This is a genomic window from Paenibacillus sp. NPDC058898, assembly GCF_049316025.1.
GTDB lineage: Bacteria > Bacillota > Bacilli > Paenibacillales > Paenibacillaceae > Paenibacillus_AQ.
This window is the reverse complement of record NZ_JBMOSM010000006.1, coordinates 1-26,938: the sequence shown is the minus strand read 5'-3', so window position 1 is coordinate 26,938 and position 26,938 is coordinate 1. Positions and strand designations below refer to the sequence as shown.

Below are 26,938 nucleotides of genomic sequence, written 5' to 3'. Positions count from 1 at the left end.
ATGGAATCGCCCCCACTTCTCGTTGTAAGTGCTTCTTGTAATAAGATACCCGTTTTGGCACTTTTCAACGAAGAAATGGCGATTTTTTACTGAATGATTTTGTTAAGACGATCCAGATAACGCCAGCGAGTGATAAAGAAATAAATGACCTGGATGCTCAGGAAGAAGATAAAGATCTTCAAACTGTGCCCTACAATCGAGAAGTCTACCAGCTGCTGCAGGGCTATGAAGGCAACGCCGCTATGAATGAGTGCGATTAGCATCGGCAGAAAGAACATAATGACAAGCTGCTTGGTAATGATTGTGCCAAGCTCCTTTTTACTAAGGCCGACCTTAGCAATCATGCGATACTGCTGTTCGTCCCGAGCAAGATCCGCATACAGTCGGAAATAAACAAAGCTTGCCGCGAAGGTGAAGAAGACAATGCCGACCAGGCCGCTAACCATAAGCAGAATGCCGTTTTGCTGCTGGGCGCTTTTCCACTCCAAGTACAATGATTTTAGATAATAGCTGTAGTCTTCATTCTCGTTGAGACGATCCAAAATCGCTCTAGACACATCCCCTGTATTCTTCCAATCCTGTACGTAATACGTATGGTATGCCGCATAACCGTACTCCTGATCCTGTTGTGCCTGGAACGCATCCTCGTACAAACGGTCGGATACGACCAGCGTCTCGCCGTAGGTTGCCGGTACAGCAATGAACGTTTCAGCTTTGAGCACTTTTACGGTTTCCGATTTCTTGCCGATTAATACTTCGAACTGATCATTCAAGGGACCATCGATTCGGTAGCTGTTCTTCTCCGAGACCGTTCCCGGAGTCAAGATCCCTTCAAGATCGCTCAATGTTTCTGCTGGGTAACCCAGCGACTGAATGAGACTGTTATATTCGCTCAGCTTAATCAGCTTCACCCCGTTATCCGAGAAAATCGGGGTAACCTCCGCTTCCTTGTAATCGAATCCGCCCTTTTTAAGCTCCTCCTTGATGATATCCAGATGTCGATTCCCTTTGTCCGCATCCTCTTCATACATCGAATACGTATAGGCATAAGGGTTCTCCATGGCCGACAGTCCCGGATCCCCGATCGCGAGCGTAGTCCCGATCCCTGTAAAGGCAGATGCCGAAATGACCGAAACGAGGAAGAACATCACCGCATTGTCCTTGATTCTGTACAGCAGCTCCGATACCGTCAGCAGATTGGTTCGACGGAAGAAAAATCTCTCCTTCTTCTGCAAATACCGCATAAAATAAACGCTGAATTGGGTGAAGAGAAAATACGTACCCATGATAACGAGTACAACCCCTCCAAACAGCAGAATAAAATTAAAGATTTGGAGAATCGCAAAAGCCATAACCATGCCGTATCCGGCACCAATCAACAGAACAGCCAGCACGGCCAACCAAGGTGATGCCTTCGGCTGCGGTTTGGGACTTTCCTCCGCTTTCACGAGCGCAAGCAGTGTACCCTTCCGCAGCATGAACGACGAGCACAGGGCAATCAGCAGGAACAGGACGGCATAAGCCGCTGCCGTGATGATCAGCGCTTTGAGCGGAACATAAAACGGAAGTCCGTTCTCCACGGCCAGCAGTTTCGCACTGATTAACAGAATCAGCTTCGAGAACAGCACACCTGTCCCGATCCCGGCTACGATTGCCGCAACGCCAATCAGTATATTTTCGATAAACAGCATCCGGTTCAGCTGCTTGCGAGACATCCCGAGAATCAGGAGAATACCGAATTCCTTCTTTCGGACTTTGATAAAGGCTCCCACCGAATACAGAAGGAAAAAGAACGAAAAGACAAACACAATGTACTGGGATACTGTCATGCCCATCGTACCCAAAAAGGACATGGTATCGCTGGAGGAGACCAGGCCGTCCTTCAGCTGCGGGTGAAACGAGAGCAACCCGTAGGTAAAGAAAATCATGACCGAGAAGGCACTGCTCAGAAAATGGGCGATATATGTCCGCTTGCTGCGCAGGACATTGTTAATGGCGAACTGGCGAAAATTCATGTCCCGAACCTCCCAGCAGCGATAACACATTGATGATTTTTTGATAAAAGGCCGACTGGCTCTCACCGTACGTGATTTCGTTGTACAATTGACCGTCCTTGATAAACACCACCCGATTGCAGTAGCTTGCGGCAACCGGATCATGGGTGACCAGCAGCATCGTCACTTTGTCTTCTTTGTTTCTCCGGTCCATCATCTCCATGACGTCGCGCGCCGATTTGGAGTCCAGGTTCCCCGTCGGTTCATCTGCCAAGACCAGCTTCGGTACATGGATCATCGCCCGTGCAACGGCCGTCCGCTGCGCCTGTCCCCCCGAGATTTCATAAGTCCGCTTATTCAGTATCGATGTAATGCCTAGCTTCTCGGCCAATATGCCCACCCTGCGGTTCATCTCATCCAAATCCACGCCATCCAGTGCCAATGGCAGCAGGATGTTCTCCTTCACCGTCAGCGTATTCAGCAGGTTGAAGGACTGAAAGACAAACCCGAGCTCACGGCGGCGAAACATCGCGAGTTTATCCTGGGATAAACGGAACGGATCTTCCCCGCCAATGTGGATCTCTCCGGATGTGGGACGGTCGATGGTGGAGATCATGTTGAGCAGCGTTGTTTTTCCGCTGCCGGATGGTCCCATAATGCCAACGAATTCCCCTTCGTTGATGCTCAAATTGATATTGGAAAGCGCCTCGTGGGACACCGCGGCCTTGTAGACTTTGCCCAGATTGCGCACGTTTAGTATTTCCATCTTGTAAACCTCACCTTCGTTATCTCATATCTTGTAAGGTTAGTGTATAGCATCCCCGGAGCTTCTCCTATCGATCACTCTTTCACCAATCTTACATCGGTGTAAGATTCATATTTACTAAAAGTAAAAGAGCACCAAAAACGTCACTTATGCGCTTCTCAAGACCGCTCCGATTAGGTAACGTTCCTACGATCGCTGTTGCCCCCAAATTTTCTGAACGAATTCACTGTGGTGAAAATTCGGGTGCAAAGCCGACCGCTTCGCTTCTTCGGAATCGTTTCGTCCTCTTTCGCTTGCGCGTGCCGATACCTACTCATTATTTAAAACAAAAGAAAGAACCTTATCTCAGGGTTTCATGATGATTTCAATAACCATCGTTTATCCGAGATAAGGTGCTATCATAAAGCCATCACCAGTCAGACGCTAACAGGACTACTTGTCCCGAGTCTCACCCCGAGAAAATCAACCTCACGGTCGTTCCTCTCCCCGGCTCGGATTCCAGCTCGATTTGGTGGTTCATTTTATGGACGACCTCCCTAACGAGATACAAGCCCATGCCGGTGGATTCCTTCAGTTTGCGTCCGTTTTCCCCGGTATAAAACGGGTCGAACACCCGCTTCATATCGGATTTGGGTATGCCCATCCCCCGGTCCGTGATCTCCAGCACGACATGGCGGTGATCCTCGCTCCGGTGGGCTTGGATCGTCACCTTAAGTCCGGTACCGGCGGAATATTTGATGGCGTTGGACAGCAGCTGCAGCAGGATGAACCGAAGCCACTTGGCATCCGTCTGGACGGTGAGATCCGAATCAATCCGGACTTCCGGATACACATGACTGTGAATAAAATAACGCTTATTCTCGTGGACTGCATCGACTGCCGCCTGATGCAGCTTCACGGGCTCCACACTGAAATCCTGCTCAAAGGTTTCGAGCCTGGACATGTAGAGCACCATCTCCAGCCCGCGCCGAATCCGGTCTGACTCTTCGGATATACTCTTGAAGGAGTCGTTATCATCCTCTTGCATGATCATCTCAATGACGGACAGCGGCGTTTTCATCTGATGCACCCATTGATTCATGAAGATCATATGCTCTTTCCGCCGGCGCTCCCATTCTTCCATGACCGTTCGGTATTGACGGTATTGCTCTTCCATCAGCTCGCTAAGGGCCGTAGGCAGCGGGGCCGATTCATTATGCTTGATCGATTCCTCCAGCGACCTGATGGGCTGTGACAGCCGCTCGTAGAAATCCCGGTGCGTGAAGTACCGGAATGCCAAGTATCCGCCCAGAATGGTCAGACCGAGGAAAACGGCATAAGCCGCTGTCACCGGATGATCATAACCGTCATACCAGAATACGAGCAGCACGACGAACAACTCGGCGACCGTAAATAAAATCAGGGGCAGTTGCTCACGCCAAAACAGCTTTTTCATAGCCTTCCCTTACCTCTTCCAAACCGTGTGCAGCCGATACCCGGAGCCACGGATCGTTTCCAGCGCATTCTCAATCCCTAACTCCGCAAGCCGTTTTCGTACCCGGTTAATATTCACGCTCAGCGTATTATCGTCAACGAACGTATCATCCCACAGCTTCTCCAGAATCGTCTCGCGTGTGACCAGCCGGGGGCTCCGGCTCAGCAGCGTCTCCAGGAGGATTGTTTCTTTTTTCGTGAGTAAGGATGTCCGATCCTCGAGAATCAGCTCCATCCGTTCGGGATACAGGACCAGCCCGTCCTTCTCAACCGTACGCTCGGCGGATGCTGCTGCATAATCGCCATATACGCGACGCAGCTGGCTGTGGATTTTGGCGATGACGATATCGTAAGCAAACGGCTTGGTGATATAATCATCCGCTCCGTTCTCCAGTGCCCTTAACTGATCGGGCGTCCCGTTCCGAGCGGATATGAAAATAATCGGACAGGTGGATACCGACCTGATCTGGCGACACCAATAATATCCGTCAAAGCTTGGCAGATTCACATCGAGCAGAACGATATGCGGCTTTATCTCGTGGAATTGCTCCAGCACATGATCGAAATCCTCGATGATTTTCCCATCATTTCCGTACCGTTCGATATGCGATTGCAGCATCCCCGCCAGCTTCGGGTCATCCTCAACAATCATGATTTTGTACATCCGTTCACCCTCCATGAAGCGTCAGGCCGCTCTTTCCCATTCCGAAAGAATTCGTCTGATGGTTATGACTCCCTAACGATAGCCGCTTCAAAAAAGTTGATTCCGTCCGGCGATGCGCCCTGCACATACACCCGATTGTTCTCTTCGACCGAACGCTTGATCAGCATCGTATCCTTCAGTCTGGCCTCGTGATGATATGTAATCTTGAAGCCGGTCACTTGCCCTTCCCGAAGCTCCTGCTCATCTAACACGTCAAAGCACAGATCTGCATAACGGGCATTATTCAAATGACCATTCGTATCGATTCCGCTGTACCGGACCGTATAGGTATACGCCTCATCCAGCTGTACCCCTTCCGGCAAAACGGCTTTGCTTGGCAGGTCTCCAACCGTTTCCTGACCGATCGGCACCTCGTATGGAAACATGGACGGACGCAAAATTTTCCGTTTATGAATATCCACCAGCGCCCATACCGAGCGGCCCTCGCCCAGCAATTCTCCATCGCCGTTCTTTATCCGATAATCCCGATGCCACAGCGCCCCTTTGGCCCCGCGGCTCCAGGTGTCCACATATACGGTTTCCATATCCCTTGGCATGCGCCGCATATCAAGCTCCAGCGTAATCAGCATCCAACCCATGCCCCGCTCGATCATCTCCTCGCGACTGATCCCGAGCGCCTCAATATGCCGGTCAGCCGCTCTTTGCAAAATACTGAGCAGCGATGACCAACGGCAATCCCCTTTAAAATCTGCATCAACCGATTGAATCGTATATTCTTCTGTCCATTGTTCAACCATAAGTCCCATGCCAGCTCCTTTATTATTTTCAGACTAACCCTATTTCAAGCATAATCAAATACCCGGCGTTTATCAAAGCATCACACCGTATTTCGTCTGCTGGAAAAAAGTGATTTTGTCATCATCCGGTTTAAAAATCACGTCTTTGGTTAATAGTAAGGCACAAACAACTATAACTTATACGAGGTGATAAACAATGAGTTTTCTTTGGTCATTAATCGTTGGTGGTATCATTGGTTGGATTGCAGGCTTGATTATGGGCAGAGACATCCCCGGCGGTATCATCGGTAACATCATTGCCGGTTTTGTCGGTGCTTGGCTGGGTGGACTTCTGCTCGGGTCTTGGGGACCGGAAATGGGAGGATTCTACATCCTGCCTGCTCTGATCGGTGCCGTCGTGCTTGTCTTTATCGTCAGCCTGATCATGGGTTCGATGAGACGCGGCCGTTCCTAACTTGATTGAACCTAACTTGATTCAAATGGATTTTTGGATTTCATGGTGTGACTCACCGGCAACTGCACGATCCAGATTACGCAGCGGTATTCGCGAATGAACGAATGAAAATCCACAACAAAACAGGGTGACCTATTCGCTATCATGGCGGTAGGTCACCCTGTTTTACATGCTCCCCTTTCTTTTTAAGAAAGAGGAAGTCCTTGCTTCTTCGCATAATTGCCCCAATGCGGCCTGCGTCCATCGATGTCGCTAAACCCGTATTCATCCGATAAATCCCAGCTAGTTAGCGCTTTGCCGCTCTTGTCGGCAACATTGGGATCGGCCGCAAGCGCCGCAATGCCCTGTCCCAGGAAATACGGGGTCTCCGACTCTATGAAATGCGGCTCTTGCGCTGCGGCATCCTGCCAATTCTCTTCCGTAACACCAAAGTGATCCAGCATTTGTTCGGAACGCAGAAATCCTGGTGTAACGGACAGAGCGGTTACCTGATATGGACGTAACTCTTCCGCCATGGCTGCAGCAAGGTGAATCGCCGAAATTTTTGCCAGGCTGTAATACAAGTTCCCGCGATACCGATACGTAGATCCATCCGTAACTTCAATAACCAGTCCCCTACCGTTCTCAACCATCAGCGGAACACCGTAATAACTTGTGATCATGTGTGTGGTGACAGCTCGCTCCTGCATTAGCAATCCATCGGATAGAAACTGTTCCCAGAACGGGATGTTCCAGTGCGTGAGGTTCTCGCCTCCCCATATATCATTGACGAGGATGTCCAGTCGTCCTTGCTGGTCCTCGCGAATCCGTTCAAACAATGATTTTACTTGCTCTTCCACGGTATGGTCACATTGCACGGCTATGCCGATCCCGCCTCGCGCTGTGACCATATCCGCCGTGTCATCAATGGTCTCGGTACGCTTGATATCCGATATCTGCCCCCGTACGCTCCGTCCTGTGCAATACACCGTTGCCCCAGAGGTACCCAGCATCACCGCAATGGCGCGGCCAGCCCCTCGGGTCGCTCCGGCAACGACGGCTACTTTACCTTGTAATGGCTTGTGCTCATTCTTATTCATAGCGTAACCTCCTACCTGTATACTGAATTTTCTCAACATCCTTATCGTATCAGTCATATATGACATCCCTTGTCTTATATCCGTGCTACAATACAATTATCTTCTACAGATATTAAAGAGGTGACATGACTTGAGGGCGGATCGTCTATTGTCCATTATGCTGATGCTCCAGAACGGAGGTAAGAAGAACACCCGTTATTTAGCGGAGCAGCTCGAGGTATCGGAACGAACCATCATACGAGATATGGAAAGTCTAAGCTCGGCCGGTATTCCCGTCTATGCGGAAAGAGGCTCCTTCGGCGGTTGGGTGCTGGAGGAGAGCTATCGAACGAACCTGACCGGAATGACGCCTGACGAGCTTATCTCCCTGCTGGTCTCCAGTCATAGTCCGCTCGTCGGAGATTTAGGAATCCGCAAACAGTTTGATGCGGCTTATCAGAAATTATTGGCCTCTTCCCCCCGCTCCATTCGGCAGGACGCCGAAATCATTCGGGAGAAAATCCATATTGATGGCGCAGGCTGGCACTCCTACCGTGAATCGCATCCGTATCTTACCGTGCTTCAGGAGGCACTATGGCTGGATCGTATCACCCGTATTCAATATATGAAGGGAGAGGAGCGGGTCGAAAGAATCATTCATCCGCTCGGCCTAGTTGCCAAACGCAGCACCTGGTATGTGGTCGCGGAATCCGAAGGCGATATGCGAACCTACCGTGTATCGAGAATCGTGGATGCCGTCATGTCCGAGGATACCTTCGAGCGCCCGGCCGATTTTAATCTATCCGAGTATTGGGAGGAGTCGCTGGCACGGTTCATGCAGAATCTTCCGCAGTATCCGGCACAGGTTCGAATGACCGTCTCTCTGATCAAGCGCTTTGAGCGCGAGCGATACGTAAAAATAATCCGATGCGACATGGAAAGCCAGCACGACGGATGGATAGCAGCCGATTTGGAATTCAACACCTTAGAATCGGCCTCAGCATTTCTTCTAAGCTGCGGAGCGGAAATCGAGGTGATGGCCCCGCAGGAGCTGCGTGAGCATGTCAGCACAGCCGCAAAAGCCATTTCACGGCTATATGAATAGATCATAAGAAAAACGCCTATCGACGTACCTTCACAGATGCCAGACCGCAGTTAGATGAAGTTTTTCTTGCGATATCAGGAGGTCACAAGCTTAAAGTTTATACTTTCTGATATCTATAAGTAAAACGCCTAACGACATACTTTCTTTCTGCTATCTAAAAAAGCATCAGGCAAATGCCTCAAAAGGGAGGCTTGCCCGGTGCTTTTTGCTGCGCATATATGCGCCCTCATTATTGAATGGTATGGAGAGGCTTTAGGTTGGCTTCAATCTGTTCCCGCTTCTCCTCAAGGAACGGTGGCAGCGCAAGGGATTCGCCGAGATGATCGATATGCTCATCCGTGTCAAAACCCGGGCCATCAGTAGCCACCTCGAACAAAATACCGTTAGGCTCTCTGAAATACAAGGAACGGAAGTAGAAACGATCAACAAACCCCGAATTCGAAAATCCTACATCGCCAATCCGGTTGATCCATGCTCGGAGCTCCTCCTCGTCCTCTACGCGGAATGCAACGTGATGAACGCCGCCCCGACCAAGCCGCTCCTGCGGAAGGTCCGTTCTTTCTTCAACGTGCACTTCCGCTCCCGTGCCGCCTTCTCCTGTTTCAAAAACAAGGATGTCCGCCTGCCCATCTACTGGCGAGGCATACTGACCTTTGTAACGGAAGCCCATCAGCTCCGTCAATACCTTCACGGTCTGTACTGGATTAGGTACAGTCAGCTGCACCGGACCTAATCCGATGATAGCGTATTCCGCAGGAACCGGTCCCTTTTCCCAAGGGATGCCCCCAGGAACTCCCTCATTATGTTCATCCGAGACCAGAATGATGCGCTGGCCCTCGAAATCTCTGAAGAGAAGCGTCAATCGGCCGGCACGTTCCTTGATCTCCTCGCGTTCTACCCCATGTTCATCCAGCCGCTGGGTCCAATATTCCAAAGCGCGGTCACTAGGTACGCGGAGGGATGTTGCCGAGATGCTGTTGTTTCCCTCGCGGGTCCGGCCTGCCATCGGAATTTCGAAGAAGGTCAGCTCCGTCCCAGGGTTTCCTTTTTCATCGCCATAAAACAGATGGTATACCGATACATCGTCCTGGTTCACCGTTTTCTTGACCAGCCGCATGCCAAGAACCTTCGTATAAAATTCGAAGTTCCGCGAAGCCGCAGCCGTTAACGCCGATACGTGATGAATTCCTTTAAACTTCATGACTTCAACCTCCATCTATATTTGATTTATTCTTCATTAACAAAACACTATCTCCTTATTCAAAAAGCACCTTAATCAAAAAGCACCTTCACCCTTGCTTCTTCAACTTATCGTGTACATCTGGCGCTTAATCTCAGTTTAGTATTTAACTCAGGAATCGTCAAGTCTTAATATTAAGATATTTAAAATAAAAATAACAGAACTCCTTTTTCCCTGATCAAACCCGGAAAAAATAGATCTGTTATTCATTCCCTGCTATGCTGAAGGCTATCCTCACATGATTGGCCCAGTAACACCACGAACGAATCATCGCCTCTTTATGTATTGGATATCGCCTCTTCGCGATACTCGGAGGGCGTTTTCCCTGTTATTTTCTTGAATACTTGCGTGAAATATCGAGGGTCCTGATACCCTACCAGCGGCGCTACCTGGTATACCTTCACATCCGTATTCAGCAAAATGCTTTTGGCCTTCTCGATCCGGCATTCCGTCAAGTACTCCAGAAACGTATATCCCGTTGTTGCCTTAAACAGGGTGCAGAAATGGCTGATGCTCAAATCCGCCAGCTCCGAAACCTCTTCAATGCTGAGATCCTTCTGATAATTTTCCGCGATATAATCCTTGGCCTTACCCATAACGGCCTGGACATTGTCCTTGGCCTGCCCGGACCGGCTCTCGGCAATCCACTTGCTGAAATGGCTCTTGATGACATCCATCAGCTGCTGAAGGGTGCCGGAAGCATGAAGCTCCTGCAGCAGTTCCTCCAGCGACCACTCAAACAGCACCTTCATATGCTCAAACTGCCGATACAGCACAACGCTCATCTCCAGCAGCACCCGCTCGGTCATCTCCCGACTAAAGGCATGCTCCTCGATGTAAGCCTTGGTCTCATCAAAAAGTTCCAGCAGCCGTTCCTTGTGAAGCGTGCGGATGCTTTCCACCATGAGCGACTCGAGATGCTTCGGATACTTTGCTTCGCTGGCCGTTTCCATAATGGAATCGGGAGTCCCGAGGAACACCCCCTCTTCCCCGGAATAGAACCGCTGGTATAAGGCGCGGACGGCCGTCTCGTAAGCCGTTCCCAAGCGGTCAATCCCGGCCATGCTGGGGCTGAAGCCGACCGAGCAGGATAGCTTCGTATTCCGCTTGATCAATTGCACCAGATCCCTGCCAATATCCTCCTGTCGCTCTTTCGTCAGGTTCGGAAACAGCAGCACCCATTCACCGCTGCGGAAAGGGAATACCGTCAGTCCGCCATGCTGCAAAGACCATTCCTCGAGGACGTTCCGTACCGCAAAGAGCCACAGGCGCTTCTCATCCATGCTCCACAACTCGTTAAGCCGCAAGTAATGATCCAATTGAATGACGGCCATCGTGTATCCATGCTCCAGCTCGCTGTCTTCCAGCCACTGCATATGCTGCAAGGGGCTTCGATTTCCCTCGATAAATTCCGTCAGCATCCTCTCCCGGGCCAGCAGCGATAAAACCTTGATCGAGTGCATCATATGGTCATCCGCAATCTGCTTCTCCAGGGTTCTGGCTGCCTTGGCTATCGTTTCCGTCAGCTCATCGTGATCGATCGGCTTCAGCAAGTAATCGAAAGCCCCTTCGCGCAGCGCTTCTCTTGCGTATTCGAACTCTCCGTACCCGCTAATGAAAATAATGATCCGCCGTGCCTGATCTGCCTTCAGCTCCTTCATGAGCGTAATGCCATCCATTCCCGGCATCCGAATATCGCTGATGATCATATGCGGCGACACTTCACGCGCCAGCTTGAGAGCGCTGTCCCCTGTCTTGGCCTCCCCTACGACTTCCAGATCCAGCTCATCCCAGGGAATGGCTGCCCTTAGACTGCGCAGAATGATCGGCTCATCATCAACCAGAATGACTCTGAATTTTCCATCCGATCCGCCCATGACGTTCCCCCTTGTCTCTTTTGGTTACTCCGGCACCGTGTTTCGCCTTAGCTGCCAATAGCGCACCGAGGACTTCTGTATCTGTTCCAGTGCGCCGGCCGCTTGCGTCCGTCCTCCAATCATATCCTCGATCACTTTGAGGAATAAACGGTTCACCTCAGGTGACAGCTTGTTGTCATATGGCAGAAAGGTACTCGTGGATTCCTCCATCAATTCCGTGACCTGAGCAAACACCGGCCCGGTTTTCTTCGAATCATAGGCAACTTTCATCGAAGGGACGCGGAGCCCTTCATACACCAGCCGCGTCTGCACCTCTGGGGTATAGAACATGCCCAGCAGCTCCAAAGCCGCTTGCTTCTTCGACTCATCCATATCCGATGACAGCCCGATGCCAATGGTGTATCCGCCTGCCAAGGATCGTTCTTCACCGGGAAGAAGGGACGGAAAGGGAATGACGCCTACCTCGTTCTGAAAATCCGGATGATCCTCATTCCGGAACAGCGTAATATCCCAGCTGCCGTTCAAATACATCGCTGCTTTCCCTTCAGTGAACTGGGCTATCGCTTCTTCAGTGGAAATATCATTCGCGTTCGGACTGAACGCCCCTTCGTTGATCCACGACTCCAGCTGCTCAAACGCCTCCAAATATGACTCATGCACAAAGCTGACCTGATCCTCTCCTTCAACCAGCCGGTCAATCAGCTCCGGCCCCGCGTATCGATCCATGAAATAATGCGCAAAAATCCCTGCCGGCCAGCGGTCTTCATTCCCAAGCGCAAAGGGAATGATATCGTTCTCGCGAAGCTTACGAATCACCTCATTCAGCTCTGCCAGCGTCTTCGGAGGCTCCAGATTCAGCTTCCGGAATAAAGCCCGGTTATAATAGATCGGCTCCGCGTGCCCCTCAAAGGGCAGGCCGTAGATCCGATTGTCGAAGGTCCAATGGTGGAGATCCTTGAATTGCTCCTTCAGACCGGTATCCTGCAAAAAATCCGTTAAATCCATCAGCCGGTTGGATCTGGCATACGGCATAATCTCGGCTCCTCCGAACAGGACAAACATATCCGGCGGCGTACCCGTGACCATCTCGCTTTTCAGCTTTTGCTCCCGATGAATCGTCTGATCGATGCTCTCAAAGTTCACCTTTACATTGGGATGCGCTTTCTCATACGTGCGGACAATACTCTCGAATATGGCCAGCACCGGTTTGTCATGCTCCTTGTTCCAGAAATGCCGGAACGTCAGCGTAATTTTCTCCGGCTGTTCCTCCTGGGCCGGTCCTTGACTCTGCACCGTAACCCACGCGACAGACAGCGTTAGCAGCGCGGCATATCCGACAATCCAGCCCCAATTCCAAAACCACCTCACGCTGCAGCACCCCCTGTCATGTCAGTATTTTCGGTATTCGGATTCGTATCAAAGAGCCGTAACCGGGCGAGGAACAGATCATCAATCCGTAACGACTGCCAAACCGGATCCGCAGCCTTTCATGCACATTCTTCAGGCCGACTCCATTCTCGCGATACTTCTTCAGTTGTCCCTGGTCCGTATTCCACAGTTTGATCAGCGTCTCCGGATCAAAACCCGGACCGTTGTCCTCCACATCAATCACGATATCCTCGCCGTCTTCGGACACCCTGATCGAGATCAATCCGCTTTCCTCCATCGGCTCAATCCCGTGATATAAAGCGTTCTCAACAATCGGCTGAACAATCAGCTTTTGCGTAACGTAGTGCTTAAGCGCATTCGGAAGCTCTATGCCGTAATCAAACTTTTCTTCAAACCGGAATTTCTGTATCCGCATATAATGCTGGACATGCTCCAGCTCCATACTCAGCGGTATGAGCTCATGATGCTCGCTGATGCTGATGCGAAGCAGCTTTCCAAGGGAGACCACCATCTTGCTGATATCCTTGTTTCCCTGAAGCACGGCCATCGAATTAATCGATTCCAATGAATTGTATATAAAATGCGGATTGATTTGAGCGACCAGCGCCTGCAGCTCCGCTTCCTTTTTCCGGGCTTGTTCCGTCTCGACCTGTCCGATCAGCTCCTGGATCTGCGTGCTCATCCGGTTAAAGCCGTCAATTAACAGATCCGTCTCGTCCTCCGCCACTTTATGCGATGGGATCGGGACGAAGATCCCCTGCTTGACGCGCTTCATTCCGTTAACCGCACTGATGATGCTGCGCACCATTCTGCGCACAAAAAAACGGTCGAACAGAAACGCCGACACGAGCGAGATCAATCCCAGAATCAAGGCCAGATTACGAATCGAGACCGATTCGGCCGAGATAAGTTTGCTTGGCGTGATAGCGACCAGAAACCATTCTTTATTATGCGAAGGAGAATACGTGATCAGCGATTTTTCATCGGCATATTGATCGATATAATAGCCTTTTCCATTCGTATAGCCATCCGACAGAAACGGGAACGCCGTCCGCTCCCCGATATGTCCGCCCGACTTGCTGAATACGATCCGACCCTGCTTATTGACCAGCAAAATATCTCCCTGCTTCAGCGTTGCCGCCTCCCAGAATACCTGATCGAGCAGATCCGGCTTCACATAAATCACGACAGTCCCAATATCCTCCAGCGAGTAATAATCCTTAATGACTCTGGATTGGATCAAAACGGGAGAACCGGATGCCGCAGAGCCGTTCTCGCCGGGACCGACCCATACAGGGCGCCCTTCCCCCTCCTCCACCGCTTCATACCATTCCTGTTGTCTCAGCTCCTGAAGCTCCATTCCGCCATTCGTATGATAAAGCAATTGGTCGTTGGAATAAAAGGCAAACGACGCAATCATCGGATGATTGATCAAATTGTTGATCTCCTGACGCTGCTCGTAGGTAACCGCGTATTCCGGCTGTTTCAACATCTGCTGAACCGACTGCTGGGTGATCGCCGAGTTCGATATCGTCGTGATTTCATTCAAGGCGAACTTCAGCTTCCGATCCGTTTCCAGAAGCGAAATCCAGTAGAAATCATTCGACTTCTTCTCCATCGCTTCTGAAAAGCTGTAATAGGATACCCCGCCCAGCGCGATGACCGGAATGAAGACCAGAAGAATAATAGCGAGCAATATCTTTCGGCGGAGTTTCATGGATCCTTCCTCCCTCCACTCTACTATGTCTATTATTCTTCATGACAGTCCGCATTCCTTGTAAGACATCACCCCGCATGTTAACTTTTTATCGCGCCTGATGTCAGACCCGCGATGACATAGCGGCTGAACAATAGAAACACAATGAGAAGCGGCAGCGTCGCCGTGAAGGTGGCCGACATGATCATTCCGAAATCAAGGCCGTCTTTATTGGTGAACAATTGCTGCAGCGCAATTTGAATGGTGTAATTCTCTCTGTTTTTCAATACGACGAGCGGCCAGAAGAAATCATTCCACACATTCATGAAATTCAGAATCCCCAGTGTAGCCATCGCCGGTGTTACGACAGGAATGGCTATGTTCCAGAAAATCCGGAAATGTCCGCCGCCATCAATCCGCCCCGCTTCGATCAGCTCGGTATGAACGGCAGAAGCAATGTACTGCCGCATCCAGAAAATGCCGAAGGCATTGACCATGGCGGGCACGATCAGCGCTTTGTAGCTGTCGATCCAGTGCAACTTGGCCATGATGACGTACTGTGGAAGCACGCCCAGCTGAGCAGGCACAAGCATCGTGGCAATGACAAAAACAAACAGCGTCTTCTTCAAAGGAAACTCATACTTGGCAAAGGCATAACCCGCAAGCGTACAGAGGAACACAACGGACAATGTAACGGCTGAAGACACAACGACCGAGTTCATCAACGCCCTGAAAAAATCCGTTCGCTCCAGCACGCGCGAGAAGTTATCCAGAAACTCCGTTCCGGGCGTAAGGAGCGGCGGAATATGAAATGCCGCATCCTTGTCATTCGTAGCCACGACAAACATCCAGTAGAACGGGAAGATCGAGACCAGCGCGCCAAGGATCACGAAGAGGTAGAAGAAGAATTTTGCGACAACACCAGGTTCATCCGGTTTTTTCCGGCTTATGGCGACTGTGCTCATGCTTTTTTACCTCCCGTATCTTTACCTTCGCGGCCCACCATCATATTCAATACCGAGAACAGAATAGTGGCGATAAACAAAAGCACCGCCGTTGCCGCAGCCGTACCGAAAAATCCGTTCTTAAATGCTTCATTATACAGATAAGTGACCATCGTTACCCCTTCCTGACGCGTAGAGCCCGTGCCGGACTGACCGAGGAATACATATGGCTCCGTAAACAATTGGAGCGCGCCGATCGTCGATACCAAGGTCACGAACAGAATGAATGGCCGAAGAAGCGGCAGCGTGATATAGAGCAGCTGCTGGCCTCGGGTGGCGCCGTCGATTTTGGCCGCTTCATAAATATCGGTCGGAATGCTCTGCAGACCCGACAGAAAAATAATGGCGTTATAGCCCATCCACCGCCACATCACCATGGTCGAAATCGCGATTTTAACACCCCACCAGCCGGAGTTGAACGGTACGCTTTCCGCGCCGAAGGTGTTCAGCATCCAGTTAACCATCCCGTTGTTGCCAAACATCGTACTGAACACCAGCGTCACGGCAACGATGGAGGTGATGTTCGGCATGAAATACAGAATGCGGAATGTGTTCTTGAATTTGTTCAAGGCCGAGCCCAGCATAACCGCAACAAATAATGCCACAATCAGCTGCGGCACGGTTCCCATCAAAGCCATAATGAGTGTGTTGCTAAAAGCGATCCAGAAGGTCGGGTCGCTTGTAATCAACTCGTAGTTCTTGAAGCCGACGTATTTCATCGGTCCGAGCGCGTCCCATTTGAAGAAGGACAAATAGATGGTAAAAAGAATCGGATACAGTCCAAAAATTGCGAACAAGATGAAGAAAGGCGATATGAACGTATACGCCGTAAACCGGCTTCGCACGGTCTCCGTCAACAAACGCCGCCTCGGGGGCACCGGTTGCGGTGACTCTGCTGTAGCTGTGTCTGCCATGAATGCACCTCCAGGTAGGTAAGGATAAATCCGAATCCGAGCGAAGAGAGCTTCCTCCCTACTCGGATTCGGACGGATTACGGGCTGAACGGGCTAGCGAGGAATGATCCTTTTCCTAGCTGCGATCAACCAGCGTCTTGATTTGTTTCATTGCGCTTTCCCATTCTTTTTGCGGGTCGGCCTTTTTCTCCAGCACGTTTTTGAGCGCGTTCTTGATAATCGTGTCGGTCTGGTCGTGAAGCGGTCCGTAGTAAACCGGCTTGATGCGTTCCGCCGATTTGGCATATGCTTCGGAAATGACCTGGCCGCCGAAGAATTCATCCTTCTCCTCCGTGAATGAAGGCTCGCTGTAAACCGCCGGGATAGATGGGAACAAGCCGCTGTCCTTGAACGATTTTAGCTGATTCTCCTTGTTGAGCACCCACGAGATAAATTCGTAGGCTTCCTTAGAATGCTTGCCTTCCTTCGGCAAGGTCAGGAACGAACCGCCCCAGTTGCCTGCTCCTTCAGGAAGCTGGGCAATCTGCCATTTGCCTGCGGTATCCTTGGCATTGCGGATCGTGCCGGCAATCCAAGCCGGGCCGAGCATGACGCCAAAGTCTCCATCATTAATCGCTTTTTGCCATTCAGGAGACCACAGTATCCAGTTGCCGATCCAGCCTTCCTGAATTCCTTTTACCGTAAAGTCGTAAGCTTTTCTCACTTGCGGATTCGTATCTCCGATAAAGGAGCCGTCCTCTTTGTTGAAGTAGATTTGATCCGGGGACTGGTCGCGCACCCCGTTATATACCAGGTCCGTCAAGTCCGCGAACGGTTTTCCTGTTTTGCTTGTGAAGTCCTTGGCTACGCTGGCGAATTTATCCCATGAATCAATCGCTGCGCTAAACCCGTCCGGATCCGTCGGCAATCCGGCTTGCTCAGCCAGATCCGTACGGTAATATACGACCGTAGGACCGATGTCTGTAGGCAGACCGAGTTGGAAGGAGCCGTCAACCGATGTGGCCTGCTTCCATTTCCACTCCAAGTAGTTGCCTTCTAAGTCTTTGGCGCCAAGATCGTACAGATTGTAGAATTTATCCTGGTTGTTGATAAAACGCTCCATAAAGGCGATTTCTAATTGGAAAATGTCAGGCGCGCCGGAACCTGCGGACAACGCTGTCGTCAGATTGTTGTGATGTGCGGTTTGGTCCGACGTATTCTGGAATTTGAACGTGATGTTCGGATGCTCCTTCGTATATTCCTTTGCCAGATCCTCATAGTTGGTCGTTCCCAGCGACCAGAAGGAGAGCTCGATTTTCTCTGTGGACTCGGTTCCTTCTTTGATATTGTCCGTCTCTTCGTTGCTGCTGCCTCCCCCCGGAGATTCAGCCGTACTGCTTCCGTTACCGCCTCCGCCTCCACATGCGGCCAGTGTGAACACCATGATGATACTCAGGAGCAGCATGCTCCATGACTTAAACCTTTTCATCGTTCTACCCCTCTTCCATGAAACGTATTTTTCTTCTTTAGTCTAATGAAAGCGGCGCCAAATTTTGAGGTGGTAAACTTTCGAATTTGAGTTGAATTTATTACGATTCAGGTTCGTTTATCCAAAAATTGCAGCACAAAAAAACCGCATATCGAATGTCGATAGCGGTCTTATAGATTTCATGATGTTCCATCGTTTTCATGTAACGAATTTATATCGTCCATTTTACGATGGAGCCGGCATAGGTCATTCCCCCGCCAAACCCGTAGAGTAAGACGTGGTCTCCCGCTTTTAGCCGTCCTTCATCCACCGCCAGCTGAAGTGCAAGCGGAATGGAGGCTGCCGACGTATTCCCGCGGTACTCGACGCTGGTTAAGGTGCGGTCCATTGTAAATGGCCCCCGCTCGTTAATCGCTTCGATCATGCGAAGATTGGCGCTATGCGGGACAAACCAATCCACTTCGGCTGGGGTCATGCCCCCTTTAGCCAAAAGAGCGCGAACGCCGTCCGGAATGTTCCGAATGGCCCACTTATAAATTTCCCGGCCATTTTGAACAAGACAGCCGCTCTTTAATTCCGTGCCGTCCATTTGCTCGGAGAGCGCTGTTTTATACAGATGAATGCCGCCTTCGCCAAAGGTTCCCGATACAGACGCTATGACACTTGGCGAATCCTCATCTTTCTCCAGCAATACGGCACCGGCGCCGTCCCCAAACAATACGCATGTCGTCCGGTCGGTGTAATCCGTAATCTTCGATAAGGTTTCCGCCCCGATAACCAGGATCTTACGGTAGGCTCCCCCGGATATTAATCCGTCAGCCATCTGGAGCGCATATACAAATCCCGCACAGGCGGCATTCAGATCCAGCGCACCCGTGCTCGCAATGCCCAGCTTCGATTGCACCCGGGAGGCTGTACTTGGAAAAGAATACTCCGGAGTGCTTGTGGCCACAAGAATCATATCCGCATCCTGCACGGTAACGCCGTACCGATCAACCATATCCTCCACAGCTTTAATGGCAAGATCCGACACGTACTCGTGTGGGGCGGCAATCCGGCGTTCCCGCATGCCTGTTCGCTGGACAATCCACTCATCACTCGTTTCAACCATCTTCTCTAAATCCGTATTGGTTAATATCCGTTCAGGAACATAGGTCCCGATTGCCGTAATTCTTGACTTTGATTGGCTCATCATTCACACCTCCAAGTTTATATCTATTATATCACCAAGTACTAGTACTTGGTACTAATTTATTTTTATATATGTTCATTACAGCCTTCACCAACTTCACCTACATCTAAACACATAACAGCCATTCCACAAAAAAACCTTTATCGCGAAAGCGATAAAGGTTCTCTAAGCACGACTAGAAATAGACTTCCTCACCGACCGACATGGAATAAATGTGAAGGTTCGGTGCTTCCTCTGTCAGACGGGCTCGTAACCGGTCCGTTTCTCGTTTGTCTGCATGGACGAGTACGGTATGCAGTGCCGGAACGCCGGTTATCATCTGGCGCACGTCCGTCAGGCCCTGGTGTACCTTATACCTGATTTTTGTTACTGAGCAGGCACCGTATGACGCCGGATGTTGAAGGAGACGATGTCCAAAAGTCCCCTGGGAAACATGACCCGTGAGCAGGACCAGATTCCGGGTATCGCTGGACATCTGGCTATAATACCACTGCGCAAGATTCGACTGCATCATCCCATCGGTTACGAACCATAGCGATGCCCCGTGCTTCTGGAGCAAGGACTCGCGTTCTACCTCGCTAGCCGGTATGATCCAATCGTTCCGATTCAGTAATAACTCCAGCTGATCTCTCATTCCTTGATCCGATTCCTGGCTGCGAAGCCACTCCGAACGCTCGAGCAGTCGCTTCATCCCCTCGATCAGCGGCGCTTCGATCACGATCGGCACGTTTCCCCAGTTCCTGTATGCCCATAGGATCATTTCCTGCCCTCGGCCGGCAGCCGGCACCGGTAATAATACCTTCCCGCCGGTTTGCAGCGTGCTCTCAATCTTTTGTTCCAATTGCTTCAGTTTATCGGCCTGTGAATTAGCGTCGGTCCCGTACGCCGCATCCACGATAGCCAGATCCAGCAGCATGGAAGAGGGCTTGTCTACCAGCGCAGGGCTGTCATCCTCAAGCAGCAGCGATTCGGATGTATAGTCTCCTGAATAAAAGATCCGTTTTCCTTCAGCCTGTACCAAAAACCAGACAGCCCCCACCATATGTCCGCTTCGCCCCCACATGACCTCTACGCCGGGAAGCGCTTCAAACCATGTCAACTTCTCAGCCTCTTCCTCCAGGTACCGGTAGCGGATCGCCAGCTGATCCTCCTCCATATAAGGAAGCTCTACGCCTGCCCTTGTCGTGTACTCTCTCCAAGAGGCAAAGTAGGTCGTTAACTGCGCTGCCGTCTCACGGGTGGTCCACACCTCTCCTTGATAGCCAAGCCGGTACAGGAGCGGAATCGCCACCGAGTGATCCTCATGGGCATGCGATAGAAACACGGCATCCAGCTTCGGCACCTGTTCTTGCTGGATCATGGGATAGTCTCCCGATCCTTCCTTCTTGACGCCACAATCCAGGAGTAAATGAACCTGGCTGCCACTTAGTAAATAGGCGGAACGGCCATGCTCGCCTGCACCGCCCCACACCGTCAGTTTCATCATGATGCATTCCACTTTCTTTTAGAATTCATAGCTTCGACCAGCAGTAACAGCAGCACCGTCATACCGACGGAGACGACGGCCATCGCCATCCCGAGAGACACCTGTCCCTGCTCAAACTGCGCAAAGATATATGTAGCTGATGTCTGCATCGATGGAGGCAAAATGAGCAGTGACCCGACCAGCTCCCGTGACGCAATCGTGAAGGTCATGATCCATCCTGCCAGCATGCCGGGCATAATCAGCGGCAGCAGAATCCGCCGCAATATAAGCAGAGGACCGCCTCCAAATACCTGCCCCGCCTGAAACAGGGTACCGTCAATCTGCGTAAAGCTGGCCTTCACATATTGCACCGTGTATGGGAGGAACAGCACGACGTACGTCAACACCACCATCCCATAGGTATTGTAGAGCGTAACCGGCATCCATGGTGCATTCCAGAGCAGGATCAAACCGACCACCATCACAATGCCGGGGACCGTATTCGGCAAAAGACTTAACAGATCGATGACCCGCTGCATCCGTGCCTGGGACTTACCGATCGTTAGGGCAAAACCGGTACCGAGTAGAACAGCAACCGTAGATGCTGCAAGCGACAGACCCAGACTGTTACTAATCGCTTTCTGGCTGACCGATCCCCAGGACAGCAATTCCTTGTAATGATCAAGCGTCAGATTATCTAAGGACAATCCGGCTCCGCGGAGCTTCATCAGGGATGCCGCAATGATTGAAAAATAAGGAATGCCGACAGACAATATCAGCAGCAAACCGATGTATAAAGCGCAGACGGCGCCTTTGCTGCCGCGCAGCGAATATCTTTTGGAGCGCTGACCTTTGCCGCCGACAAGACGGTAGGTAAACCTCCGGCTGATCGTAGACTGCATGTACCACATCACCAGACAAACCGACAGCAGGACTGATGCCAGCGAGGTCGCTTTACCGAAATCGATGGGCCAGCTAGAAATATATTTGTGGATTTCCGAGGTCATCACATAATAGCCGATGCGGCGACCAAACGTTGCCGGCGTGCCGAATTCCGCAATGGTTTTTACGAACACCAGCATCGCACCCATGCCGTAAGAGGATAACAGCAACGGCATTATGATTCTTCTAAACCGGTATCCTGCGCTTGCGCCGTGAACCGCTCCGGCCTCCTCAAGATTACCGCCGATGCGGATCAGAGCGTCCCGCAGCAGCAGGTATAGAAACGGGAACAAGTGCAGACTCATGATCAGCACCATGCCTCCGAAGCTGAAGAAGGAATCACTCCACCTCGCTGCTCCCGGCAGCCACTGCTGTAAATATCCGCCCTTTTGCATAAATAGAATCCAGCCCATCGAACCGATATACGGCGGGGTCATGAACGGAATCATCAAGATCACGTCCACCCACCGATGCTGTCCCAACCGGGTTTTGGCCATCATCCAGGCAAGCGGCAGCGCAAACAGTGTCGATCCTGCCACCACGCATACCCCTAGCCAGATGGTTTGCAGCAAAATACCGGACAGCTCATGACCGGCTATCGTTCGTATCGGCGCCAGCCAATCGAAGTGCTGATCCGGGTATACACTTTGCCAGAAAATAAGCAGCAATGGCACACCAATGCCTATAATGAGAAGAAAAAGGGCGAGAACAACGCCCATTTTCCTTAAAAATCGCTGACTGTCCATGATGACAGGTCTCACTGCGGTTCACCTCACATTGCCTTCCTGTGGTTCCTCTTATGCACTTACTTGAATACTTCGGAAAAACGTGCTGCCGTCTCGTCCCCATGGTCATTCATCCAAGCCCAATCCACTTTAAACACCGGAATATCTTTCAGATTGGTCCGGCCTTCGGCCTCCACATCCTCACGACCCGGAATCAGATAGGCATCCGCCACCAGTTTCTGCGCTTCGTCAGACAGCAAGTAGTCGATGAAAGCCTTGGCATTATCTACGTTCGGACTGGATTTCAAAATCGCAGCCGGTCTCGGACTCACGACAGTTCCTTCCTCCGGGTATACAATGTCAAGCGGCTCGCCTTTGGCTTTAGCCGAATAAGCCATATAATCCACGCCTGCAGCAACCAAACTCTTGGCACCGGTGATCACAGGGTCCAGCGCTTCCTGGTTCGCTCCTGCCATAGCAGTCCCATTGGCTTTATAATCCTCGAACAGTTTCCAGCCTGCGTCGCCCTTCACGCTCAAATAGCCCGTGATAAAATCCAGCGCCGATCCCGACAGCGTCGGATCCGGAATATTGACCGCATCCTTCCACTCTGGCAAGCCTAAGTCCGCCCAGCTTTGAGGCGGCGCAGAGACCAGATTGGTGTTGTATACAATCCCGAGCGCCGATGCGCTTGTGCTGAAATAGTTTCCTTCCGCGTCGGACCAATCCTTATTCAGCTTGTCCGCATTGGCAGCTTCAGGATAAGGCAATGTCAGACCATCCGCCTTGAGCGCCTGTGCGGATGGGAGGGAGGCCAGAATGACAACATCCGCGACCGGATTCGATTTTTCCGCTTCCATCCGTGCCAAAATTTTGCCCGTTGTGCCTTGGAACATCTCTACCTTCACTCCGGTCTTAGCTTCAAAACCGCTCACGATATTGTCGGCAAGCTTTTGAGGGCCAGCGCTGTAAAGGACGAGCTTACCTCCGGCTTGCGCACTCCCCGATGCAGTTTGCTTGCCTGTATCCTGTGCCGGCTTAGTAGCTGAATCCCCATTCGGCGTACTGCCGCATCCAAACAGACTTAGGCTCATAACCGATGCCAACAACAGTACCGCGCTTTTTTTCCGGAACTTCAATTGACTCATTTCTCCCCAACTCCCCTTCATCTTAGCCTGCAGCAGCAGGTGTGCGTTTTGCTATATTCTGTTGCATGCTCACGTTCTTATCATGACTTGTTCCTTCACCCATCTGGCAGATCGTATGCAGAGACACGTACAGATTCACGCGTTCTCCGACCGGAATTCTCTTGTCCAGGTAAGCGGTCCATTTGTCCAAACCATCCACCTGTAAGTGAATTTCGTATCGCTCGCCTACATAGCTCACGCTTAGCACGGTTGCCTGATAGCATGCTTCCTCCGTGCTTGTCCTGCTCCAGCTCACATGCTCCGGCCTCACCATGGAGTGATCGACCGTCAACCAATTGGACTTGCCGATAAACGAAGCCACAAAGGGATGACTGGGTGTTTCATATATCATCTCCGGGGTTCCACGCTGCAGGACTTCCCCTTTCCGCATGACCACAATTTCATCCGACATCGACATGGCTTCCACCTGATCGTGTGTGACATAAAGGGCAGTCAACCCCATATCCTTCACAAGCGACATCATTTCGATCCGCATTTCCTCCCTAAGCACCGCATCCAGCGCACTCAGAGGCTCATCGAACAGTACTAGAGCCGGACGGATCGCTACTGCTCTGGCAAATGCAACCCGCTGCTGTTGTCCACCGGACAGCTGATGCGGATAACGATCTTCCATTCCTTCTAAACGGACCAAAGCCAACGCTTCGGTTACTTTTTGCCTGAGATCCGTCTTAAGCTTGGCCGCTTTTAATCCGAAAGCAACGTTCTCGTATACCGTCATATGCGGCCAGAGGGCAAAATCCTGAAATACCATCCCGAAGTTGCGTTTGTGCGCCGGAACGTCAATCTTCTTGTGCACGGAGTAGATACACCGGTCTTCCGCATAGATTTCTCCTCCGTCCGGCTGTTCCAGCCCGGCGATCATCCGCAGCAGTGTCGTTTTGCCGCAGCCTGACGGCCCGAGCAATGTGGTGAATTGACCATGACGCAGTTTTAAATCGGTAGGAAGTAACGCGGGTGTACCCTGAAACGATTTTTGAATGCCCCTGATTTCAATATCCACTTTCGATCCCAACCTGTCTTCTTAAGCTATTTCCAGTGTAAGGGTTACGTTTAAGCGTTGTATTAGACTAATGTAAACTCAGAATTAACTTTTTGTTTGAATTCTGTTGATACTCATAGATTAAATCTATATAGAGAGCATAAATAAGAAATCATCAAGGGAGCGATATACGAATGAATCTGATGAAGCTGCAAATTGTGGAGCTGATCGACCGCCATCATCATATGACCAGCGTGGCAGAAATACTTGGCATTAAGCAGCCAACAGTTACTTTTCATATGAAGTCACTAGAAGAAGAACTGCAAGTCCGGCTGTTTGAGTCCCGAAGCGGAAAAACATTTCTCACCGAGGCTGGACAAGCTCTGCTGCATTATGCGGTAAAAATAAACGCGCTTGCCAAGGAGTCGGAGCGGGTCGTCCGCGAATACGACAGCTTATATCGGGGAACGCTGCACATTGGAGCCAGTTATGTCCCTGCCACCTATCTGCTGCCCGCGATATTGAATACCTTTGCCCGTGAGTTTCCCGGCATACGGATCTCCTTATCCGTCAAACCTTCTCCGGTTATCCGTGAGATGCTAGCGAGGCACCAGATTGATCTGGGCATTATTTCATCCGAACCCTTTACGGGGTCCAGTCTGCAGGCCGAGTCCTTGTGCAAAGATGATCTGGCCCTAATATGTTCGCCTGACCATCCGCTAGCCAAAACGGATTCGCTGCAGCCCGAGCAGATCATTCGCACTCCCTTCGCCTTGCATGGAACCGAATCCAGCACAAGGCAGCTGACCGACCTGTGGCTGGAGCAGCATGGTTTGCATATGCGGAGTCCCGTAAAGCTGGACTCGCTGGAAGCGATCAAGCAACTTGTGTTGTTGGGGGACCATGTTTCCTTTATGTCACCGATGGCGGTACAACGGGAGCAGCAGCAAGGTTTACTGCACGTTATGCCGATTCCCGGCCATCGAGCATCCCGGCACATATTCAGCGTCCATAATAAGGAACGTCTTCCTTCCGTCCAAATTCAGCGTTTTCAAGAGGTTTTGCGTGAAGTGGGCAAACAATTGGAGCAGGTCCTGTGATCTAGGTGAGTATATTCTGTAAGCTATGTGGATGGATTAACAAAAAATGTATGCTGCTATTCAATAATTCTATAAACATTTGATACAATCGCCCTCCCCCGTTAACAACTCACAATTATTCAGCGTTTAAAGTAAGCTGTGTACCTAAATCCAGCTTATGGGAGTGATTGTGTTGAGAAAATGGAAACAGCTGACGTTGTCTTTCATGGTAGGTTTCGCGACTTTAGGAAGTGGACTAACCGGTCTCCAGTCGGAGGTTTCGGCCGCCGCCAATGCCGTGCCTTCGTATGAAGTGAAGTTCCTTGCCAAACCCGAAACCGTGCTGGAATCCGGTGGGAGCCTGCGGAGCGAAGTCATTCAAGCATTCGGAATAGCCTCTGTTCCCCAAGCAATCGGTGTTGCTTATTATGATACGGACAACCTGGAACTGGATGCCGAAGGCTGGAACGTCCGTTTTCGCAAAAAAGAGGATAAAGATAACTACGAGCTTACCTATAAGAAACGGTATCCCATCGTGAATGGAGATATTAACGCGGCGCTCAGCTTGGCAAACCAGGAAGGCTTTGATGCTTCGGATGACAATTACGAGGCCGAGATTGATTGGGGCTATGGCAAACAAACACTTAGCTTCTCCAACACCAAGAAAGTAAGCACGAATACAACCGGCACAACACTTCCATCCGATCAAGACGCTTTGGCTTTACTGCTGGACAAACTACCGGGTAAGCTCAAAAAATGGTCCTCTCCGAATTGGGGTCAACAAAAGCTCACACAGTCCCGTATTCATGGACCGCTGACGTTCTACCGCTATGAAGGATCATGGAAAGGCCAGAAAATGAGCCTCGAAGTTTGGCCGATCCGCAATGCAGACGGCACAGGAACCGAGAATCTGATCGAAATCTCTTTTAAAACGTCCGATGTCTCGGTTGCTTCCCAACTCCGATCAGAGCTAATGAACACCCTAGAGTCTAACGGTTGGCTTCTTCCTATGGATGGCTTGAAGACACAGCTGATATTGGAAAGATACTAAGATAAAGATATTTAAGATAAAAAAAGATATTAAGGTAAAGAAAAGAAGGGCACCCGCTATGTGGGTGCCCTTCTTTCTGATGCTTCATGATTCTTTTCACGAGTTCGTGCGGGGGATAACAAAAAAGACCGCTATCGATTACTCGATAACGGTCTTTATGGTTGTTCGCTTGGCGACGTCCTACTCTCCCGGGACCCTTCGGTCCAAGTACCATCGGCGCTGGAAGGCTTAACGGTCGTGTTCGGTATGGGAACGCGTGGAACCCTTCCGCCATCGCCACCAAACGGTTCAGATGCTTGATCACCTGAAAACTAGATACGAAACGAATTTGCAGCACATTGAAATATGTTTTGGATAAGCCCTCGACCGATTAGTATTGGTCAGCTCCATGCATTGCT

Annotated in this window: 22 protein-coding genes and 1 rRNA gene; 4 read left to right on the top strand and 19 right to left on the bottom strand. The window is 50.8% G+C overall.

Annotated elements, in window-relative coordinates; genetic code table 11:
- Positions 1-86: 86 nt before the first annotated feature.
- The 5 genes from ACOZB4_RS17435 to ACOZB4_RS17415 all read right to left on the bottom strand — a co-directional run bounded on the left by ACOZB4_RS17435 (position 87) and on the right by ACOZB4_RS17415 (position 5,694).
- A complete protein-coding gene (locus tag ACOZB4_RS17435) occupies positions 87-2,015 on the bottom strand; it encodes an FtsX-like permease family protein (protein WP_379406725.1) in 1,929 nt (642 codons plus the stop codon).
- Positions 1,990-2,760 carry an ABC transporter ATP-binding protein gene (locus ACOZB4_RS17430; RefSeq protein WP_053489936.1) on the bottom strand — a complete coding sequence of 257 codons (771 nt, stop codon included), beginning with the start codon at positions 2,758-2,760 and terminating at the stop codon, positions 1,990-1,992. The genes ACOZB4_RS17435 and ACOZB4_RS17430 overlap by 26 nt, the downstream gene beginning before the upstream one ends.
- A gap of 448 nt (positions 2,761-3,208) precedes the next feature.
- On the bottom strand, positions 3,209-4,195 hold the full coding sequence (locus ACOZB4_RS17425; RefSeq protein ID WP_379406724.1) for a sensor histidine kinase: 987 nt from the start codon (positions 4,193-4,195) through the stop codon (positions 3,209-3,211).
- Positions 4,196-4,204: 9 nt separating this feature from the next.
- The gene (locus tag ACOZB4_RS17420; RefSeq protein ID WP_076325631.1) at positions 4,205-4,897 is read right to left on the bottom strand and encodes a response regulator transcription factor; all 693 of its coding nucleotides are present in this window, start codon (positions 4,895-4,897) and stop codon (positions 4,205-4,207) included.
- A 62-nt stretch (positions 4,898-4,959) separates the two neighbouring features.
- Positions 4,960-5,694: an acyl-[acyl-carrier-protein] thioesterase gene (locus ACOZB4_RS17415; protein ID WP_379406854.1), complete on the bottom strand. Its 735-nt coding sequence runs from the start codon at positions 5,692-5,694 to the stop codon at positions 4,960-4,962.
- A gap of 196 nt (positions 5,695-5,890) precedes the next feature.
- Here ACOZB4_RS17415 and ACOZB4_RS17410 point away from each other — a divergent pair, with 196 nt between their 5' ends.
- Positions 5,891-6,148 carry a GlsB/YeaQ/YmgE family stress response membrane protein gene (locus tag ACOZB4_RS17410; protein ID WP_076325633.1) on the top strand — a complete coding sequence of 86 codons (258 nt, stop codon included), beginning with the start codon at positions 5,891-5,893 and terminating at the stop codon, positions 6,146-6,148.
- A 185-nt stretch (positions 6,149-6,333) separates the two neighbouring features.
- Here the strand turns inward: ACOZB4_RS17410 and ACOZB4_RS17405 are convergent, their stop codons facing one another.
- Positions 6,334-7,227, bottom strand: a complete 894-nt coding sequence (locus ACOZB4_RS17405) for an SDR family oxidoreductase (RefSeq protein ID WP_379406723.1) — start codon at positions 7,225-7,227, stop codon at positions 6,334-6,336.
- Between the two features lie 130 nt (positions 7,228-7,357).
- Between ACOZB4_RS17405 and ACOZB4_RS17400 the strand changes: the two genes are divergently transcribed.
- Positions 7,358-8,311, top strand: coding sequence for a helix-turn-helix transcriptional regulator (locus ACOZB4_RS17400; RefSeq protein ID WP_379406722.1), 954 nt, complete (start codon positions 7,358-7,360; stop codon positions 8,309-8,311).
- A 229-nt stretch (positions 8,312-8,540) separates the two neighbouring features.
- On the opposite strand, the gene ACOZB4_RS17395 is transcribed toward ACOZB4_RS17400, so the two are convergent.
- The 12 genes from ACOZB4_RS17395 to ACOZB4_RS17340 form a co-directional block, all read right to left on the bottom strand.
- Positions 8,541-9,512 (bottom strand): ring-cleaving dioxygenase, encoded by a 972-nt coding sequence (locus ACOZB4_RS17395; protein WP_379406721.1) that lies wholly within the window; start codon positions 9,510-9,512, stop codon positions 8,541-8,543.
- Positions 9,513-9,829: 317 nt separating this feature from the next.
- Positions 9,830-11,428, bottom strand: a complete 1,599-nt coding sequence (locus ACOZB4_RS17390; protein WP_379406720.1) for a response regulator — start codon at positions 11,426-11,428, stop codon at positions 9,830-9,832.
- Between the two features lie 24 nt (positions 11,429-11,452).
- Positions 11,453-12,796: an ABC transporter substrate-binding protein gene (locus ACOZB4_RS17385; protein WP_379406719.1), complete on the bottom strand. Its 1,344-nt coding sequence runs from the start codon at positions 12,794-12,796 to the stop codon at positions 11,453-11,455.
- Positions 12,797-12,812: 16 nt separating this feature from the next.
- Positions 12,813-14,534: a cache domain-containing sensor histidine kinase gene (locus tag ACOZB4_RS17380; RefSeq protein WP_379406718.1), complete on the bottom strand. Its 1,722-nt coding sequence runs from the start codon at positions 14,532-14,534 to the stop codon at positions 12,813-12,815.
- Between the two features lie 80 nt (positions 14,535-14,614).
- The gene (locus ACOZB4_RS17375; protein ID WP_379406717.1) at positions 14,615-15,478 is read right to left on the bottom strand and encodes a carbohydrate ABC transporter permease; all 864 of its coding nucleotides are present in this window, start codon (positions 15,476-15,478) and stop codon (positions 14,615-14,617) included.
- Positions 15,475-16,431, bottom strand: a complete 957-nt coding sequence (locus ACOZB4_RS17370; protein WP_098741984.1) for a carbohydrate ABC transporter permease — start codon at positions 16,429-16,431, stop codon at positions 15,475-15,477. The genes ACOZB4_RS17375 and ACOZB4_RS17370 overlap by 4 nt, the downstream gene beginning before the upstream one ends.
- A 115-nt stretch (positions 16,432-16,546) precedes the next feature.
- A complete protein-coding gene (locus ACOZB4_RS17365) occupies positions 16,547-17,899 on the bottom strand; it encodes an ABC transporter substrate-binding protein (RefSeq protein ID WP_379406716.1) in 1,353 nt (450 codons plus the stop codon).
- 211 nt (positions 17,900-18,110) lie between these two features.
- On the bottom strand, positions 18,111-19,091 hold the full coding sequence (locus ACOZB4_RS17360) for a ketoacyl-ACP synthase III (protein ID WP_179090724.1): 981 nt from the start codon (positions 19,089-19,091) through the stop codon (positions 18,111-18,113).
- A 175-nt stretch (positions 19,092-19,266) separates the two neighbouring features.
- Positions 19,267-20,577, bottom strand: coding sequence for an MBL fold metallo-hydrolase (locus tag ACOZB4_RS17355; RefSeq protein WP_379406715.1), 1,311 nt, complete (start codon positions 20,575-20,577; stop codon positions 19,267-19,269).
- Complete coding sequence (locus tag ACOZB4_RS17350) at positions 20,574-22,217, bottom strand: ABC transporter permease (protein WP_379406853.1); 1,644 nt, start codon at positions 22,215-22,217, stop codon at positions 20,574-20,576. The genes ACOZB4_RS17355 and ACOZB4_RS17350 overlap by 4 nt, the downstream gene beginning before the upstream one ends.
- An 86-nt stretch (positions 22,218-22,303) precedes the next feature.
- On the bottom strand, positions 22,304-23,371 hold the full coding sequence (locus tag ACOZB4_RS17345; RefSeq protein ID WP_076325645.1) for an ABC transporter substrate-binding protein: 1,068 nt from the start codon (positions 23,369-23,371) through the stop codon (positions 22,304-22,306).
- A 22-nt stretch (positions 23,372-23,393) separates the two neighbouring features.
- Entirely contained in the window at positions 23,394-24,431 is a 1,038-nt protein-coding gene (locus ACOZB4_RS17340) for an ABC transporter ATP-binding protein (RefSeq protein ID WP_379406714.1), read from the bottom strand.
- Between the two features lie 173 nt (positions 24,432-24,604).
- Between ACOZB4_RS17340 and ACOZB4_RS17335 the strand changes: the two genes are divergently transcribed.
- Both ACOZB4_RS17335 and ACOZB4_RS17330 read left to right on the top strand, forming a co-directional pair.
- Positions 24,605-25,510 carry a LysR family transcriptional regulator gene (locus ACOZB4_RS17335; protein ID WP_379406713.1) on the top strand — a complete coding sequence of 302 codons (906 nt, stop codon included), beginning with the start codon at positions 24,605-24,607 and terminating at the stop codon, positions 25,508-25,510.
- A 157-nt stretch (positions 25,511-25,667) separates the two neighbouring features.
- Positions 25,668-26,540 carry a hypothetical protein gene (locus tag ACOZB4_RS17330; protein ID WP_379406712.1) on the top strand — a complete coding sequence of 291 codons (873 nt, stop codon included), beginning with the start codon at positions 25,668-25,670 and terminating at the stop codon, positions 26,538-26,540.
- Between the two features lie 167 nt (positions 26,541-26,707).
- Here the strand turns inward: ACOZB4_RS17330 and rrf are convergent.
- A 5S ribosomal RNA gene (gene rrf / locus ACOZB4_RS17325) occupies positions 26,708-26,824 on the bottom strand.
- Between the last annotated feature and the right edge of the window lie 114 nt (positions 26,825-26,938).